The sequence below is a fragment of the Shewanella sp. 11B5 genome, from assembly GCF_002836795.1.
Classification (GTDB): domain Bacteria; phylum Pseudomonadota; class Gammaproteobacteria; order Enterobacterales; family Shewanellaceae; genus Shewanella; species Shewanella frigidimarina.
The window spans coordinates 1-4484 of record NZ_PJAP01000475.1; the positions used below are offsets into that span (position 1 = coordinate 1).

Here is a 4484-nt window from a genome sequence, read left to right on the forward strand (position 1 = left end):
CACCGTCATAAAACACATTGCTGTCATCACGAAAACCACGAAAGGTCACACCTGAATAACTGTAAATGCTCACACCTGCTATAGAGCGGTATAAGTCAGTAATTTCACGTGCGGCTTGGTCAACTATCAATTGTTCATTCAACACCTGCACCGATTGCGGTAAATCCATAATATCGGTTTCAACTTTGGCACCCACGGACGTAGAAGATTCACGATAAAAGGTTTGTGCCCGCCCCATTACGGTTATTTTCTCAATCGACTCAGTCAAATCAACGTCGGCCGCTTTCTCGTTCGCACTGACACTCAGTACAGGTAACAGCAGGCTTAATATCCCAAGATTAATCACGTTCAAATGCATAACAGCTTACTCATCGGCAACAGTAAAATTTGGCCGCAATATAACACCAAACGCTAATAGAAACCATTCTCATTTATTGATTTACATTTGTGCTTGTTTGTTAACTGATAGTGTTAATGGTTAGAGACTTTGTGGTTTGAGAGGGTATTTATTATGGGCTACAGCCACTAAGATAGAGGTCACAACAGAGCAAGATCATTCGTGTTAATAAATCAGCCTTTGTAAACCCTCAGTGTTCCGGCAACGTTTACTGAACGGATGCAGTCAACTCAAACGTTAGATCATGAGGCGAAAATAATGGATAACACTGAAGTTAAAATATAGAGAAACAATAACCAACATCTACTCGGGTTGACTATATAAGGTTAAGACACCAATATTTTCGTGTTAACGAAAAAAAGGCCTCGCATTGCTGCGAGGCCTTTTTTTATAAAGAGGTGAGTTGGCCGATAAGCCGGGTCCTGTCGTGGACAGTTATTCATCTAGGCCTGCAATCGCTCACAGGCTCAAGCAACCTACCCGGTTCCAACGCGAGCAGCGCCATGCGGAACCCTATTTGGTCTTGCTTCGGGTAGAGTTTACCTTGCTACGGACTATTGCTAGCCGCACGGTGCGCTCTTACCGCACCCTTTCACCCTTACCATCTTAGCCTAAGCCAAAATGGCGGTTTCCTCTCTGTTGCACTTGTCGTCGGTTCACACCGCCCAGGCGTTACCTGGTACCCCGCTCTTTGAAGCCCGGACTTTCCTCCCCGTACTTGCGTACGCGGCAACTGTCTGGCCAACTCGGCGCGGATTATAGCCTAAGCTGCGCAACAAACCAATGCCAAAGCGACTGCCTTTTTATAAATCCAGTTCTAAACCGTATTTATATAGGGCATTTTTCTTTAAACCATGGATTTGCCCTGCTATAGCGGCAGCTTTTTTAAGCGGTAATTCTTCACAAAGTAACTTTAGCGTAGCAACTGCAACTGCTGGAATCCCTTCTTCATCAGATAATGTAAAGCCATGGCACATAATGACCATTTCGCCTTTTTGTTGATTATCATCAGCTTCAACCAGCGCTAATACCTCTGCAGCGGTGCCAGATAAGAAGGTTTCGAAGGTTTTAGTGACTTCACGTGCCATTACCACTTGCCTATCGGCGCCTAAAACGTCAACAATAGCGGCGAGGCTATAAAGTATGCGGTGAGGAGATTCGTAAAATATCAAAGTACGAGGATCTTCTTTAAGAAATTCAAGTTTATCGATACGGGCTTTTTCTTTTGAGGGTAAAAAACCTTCAAAACTAAAACGATCAGACGGTAATCCTGATGCACTTAAGGCTGTTATCGCTGCACATGCTCCAGGCAAAGGCACGACTCTGTGGCCAGCTTGACGAACATGGTTAACTAAATGGTAGCCAGGGTCTGAAATTAACGGCGTACCAGCGTCAGAAATGAGCGCGATTGATTTGCCTTCATTTAATTGTTCAACTATCCATTGTGCTCGGTCACGTTCATTGTGATCATGTAATGCCGTTTTACGGGTTTCAATACCAAAGTGACTTAGCAGCCTTCCGCTGTGGCGTGTGTCTTCACAGGCGATTAAATCAACCTGTTGCAGCACCTCTATTGCCCGAGCGCTGATGTCGCCAAAATTACCAATTGGGGTGGGAACAATATACAGCGCGACCATTTGGTCCATAATTACCTCGATAATGAATCTACCTGATACTTTCGCCAAGCGTAAGAGCAGGTTAAACTAGTGACAGCATCTTACCAGAGTGAAGCCAAGTGTTAAAAAGACTGAATACTACAAAATTCGTGTGCGCGTTGATTTTCTCTGTATTGGTGGTCGGTTGTGCCACCAAAAAACAGCAAGATAATGTTGACGCTAGCGCATCGCTCGTTGCCGCTGAACATCCGGCTAAAATTTATTTAGCCGAGGCAACGAATAGCAGTTTACCAGAAAAGCGTGATCGTTATTTATTACTCGCCGCTCATGCTTATATTAATGATGGTAACTTTAATTCTGCCGTTAATGTATTAACGTCAATGCAAAAGTCGATGGTGAACGTGCCCTCGCTTCAAGCGGAGCATATTTATTTGCGCGCTCGCATTGCTGAAAAAACCAATAGCAGCCAGGCCGCATTAGATATTTTACAGTATCCACCACATTGGCAGCTCCCACGCTGGCAAATGGCAAGTTATCACCAATTTAAAGCCAAATTGTACAAAAATACTCAACAGCCAATTGACCAAGTTAAGCAATTAAGCCTATTAAGCAATTACTTGCCAAAGTCTGAAACCACGGCGATCAATAATGTTATTTGGAAGCTACTGCAACCACTACATGAAGAAACCGTGCAGTCGTTTATGCGCGATCAATCAAATCCGATTTTTGCTGGTTGGTTACAATTGACCTTTATTGCTAAACATTATGCGGTTGAGCCGACACAATTGGTGCGTTATTTAGGTGAGTGGCAGCGTAACAACCCTTATCATCCAGGTGCAGTGAAATTACCTGCTGATTTAGAAAAAGCCCTCAATGCCAAACCGTTTAGGCCGCAAAATATAGCAGTATTATTACCGTTAAGTGGCCCACGCGCTGTGGTTGCTGAACCTATTCGTCAAGGTCTTATGTCGAGCTATCTGTCTGACTATGATGCAAATGTGTCAATTAACTTTTATGACACGCAGCAAGGGGTTGCTGCCGCTTATCAACAAGCTGTAGCCAAAGGCGCAGAGTTTATCATTGGGCCATTGTTACCCAATGAAGTTGAAGAACTACAGAAAATCAACGATAAACAAAAGACCACAGTGCCGCAGCTGTATTTGAACCAAACGGATACGTTTACGCCACAACCAAACATGTTTTACTTTTCACTGTCACCAGCACAAGAAGCCAGTGATGCAGCACATAAGCTGTATAGCGATGGCGTAAAGCTGCCACTACTATTGGCCAGTAACGATCCCATCGGCAAACGTATGGCCGACAGTTTTAAGCAAACTTGGCTAACCTTAACCAGCAATGATGCCGAAGTGTATTTTTATGATGCTGGCGATCAAATGAAGGTCACAGTTCAAGAAGCATTAGGTGTGAAAGATAGCCAAGCACGTATTAGCAGAATGCGTGATTTATTGGGTAGCCGCTTAGAATCAGATTTTCGTTCTCGCCAAGATATTGATGCGATTTACATGATTTCGGGCTCACAAGATTTGGCCCTGCTAAAACCCTTTTTAGACGTAAACTTTAGTGTGTTCTCTGAACCGGTAACCTTATATACCACTAGCCGTAGCCGTCTTGAAAATGAGTCAGCGCAGTCGGCACAAGAACTGAATAACTTGATCATTAGCGATGTACCATGGCTAATGCAATCTAACAGCGAAACCCAACTGGTGTCTGAGCTATGGAGTGGTTGGAATAACAGCCAAAAACGCCTATACGCAATGGGTTATGATGCGCTTGAATTGGTTAATCGTTTAGCGCAAATGCGCGCTTTCCCAGGTTATCAATTTATCGGCCGCAGTGGTGCATTATCAGTGAAGCCTAATGGGGTGATTGATCGTCAACTGTCTTGGGGCAAATATAACCAAGGACAATTAACACCACTATGAACAGTGGACAATTAGCTGAGCAACATGCGCGAACTTACCTTGAGCAACAAGGTCTAACGTTTGTAGATGCTAATGTTCGATATCCATTTGGTGAAATAGATTTAATTATGCGCCAGCAAGATGTCTGGGTGTTTGTTGAAGTAAAATTTAGGTCGTCAAATCAGTTTGGCGGCGCCATAAATGCGTTAACAAGTAAGCAAATTACCCGGATAAGATTAGCCGCTGAACATTATTTACAACGACAAAAATTAAATCCACCTTGTCGCTTTGATGTCATTGCGATGAATATTGATGAAATAAACTGGCTACAAGGCTGTTTTTAAGCGGCAATTGATTACCATAACCTTGATTTATGGCATCATATAGTCAAATTACCGAGTCTAACTGATGAGCAATGATAAAAAAGCTAATCAGAGACATACGTAGACATAATTTAGCGTAAGGATTGTTGCATGTTAGAACGTATTAGAGATAGTTTCACCGAATCGATTCAGACTAAAATTGATGCTGCAGAAGCATTACCTGAGT

At 43.2% G+C, this 4484-nt stretch carries 4 protein-coding genes, 1 other RNA gene and 1 pseudogene; 3 read left to right on the forward strand and 3 right to left on the reverse strand.

Annotated features, from left to right (window positions below; translation table 11 throughout):
* From CXF78_RS11055 to rsmI, 3 genes are all read right to left on the reverse strand, one after another.
* Positions 1-358 (reverse strand): TonB-dependent receptor plug domain-containing protein (locus CXF78_RS11055; protein WP_180957115.1); only part of this gene is annotated, 358 nt, incomplete at its 3' end.
* Positions 359-792: 434 nt separating this feature from the next.
* Positions 793-1146: RNase P RNA component class A (rnpB, locus tag CXF78_RS11060), an RNA gene on the reverse strand.
* 54 nt (positions 1147-1200) lie between these two features.
* Positions 1201-2043, reverse strand: a complete 843-nt coding sequence (gene rsmI, locus CXF78_RS11065; RefSeq protein ID WP_011635880.1) for a 16S rRNA (cytidine(1402)-2'-O)-methyltransferase — start codon at positions 2041-2043, stop codon at positions 1201-1203.
* Positions 2044-2132: 89 nt separating this feature from the next.
* Between rsmI and CXF78_RS11070 the strand changes: the two genes are divergently transcribed.
* From CXF78_RS11070 to CXF78_RS11080, 3 genes and pseudogenes are all read left to right on the forward strand, one after another.
* Positions 2133-3956, forward strand: a complete 1824-nt coding sequence (locus CXF78_RS11070) for a penicillin-binding protein activator (RefSeq protein ID WP_102036805.1) — start codon at positions 2133-2135, stop codon at positions 3954-3956.
* Complete coding sequence (locus tag CXF78_RS11075; protein WP_102036806.1) at positions 3953-4279, forward strand: YraN family protein; 327 nt, start codon at positions 3953-3955, stop codon at positions 4277-4279. The genes CXF78_RS11070 and CXF78_RS11075 overlap by 4 nt, the downstream gene beginning before the upstream one ends.
* 129 nt (positions 4280-4408) lie before the next feature.
* Positions 4409-4484, forward strand: a pseudogene (locus tag CXF78_RS11080) (phosphoheptose isomerase); the annotation flags it as partial.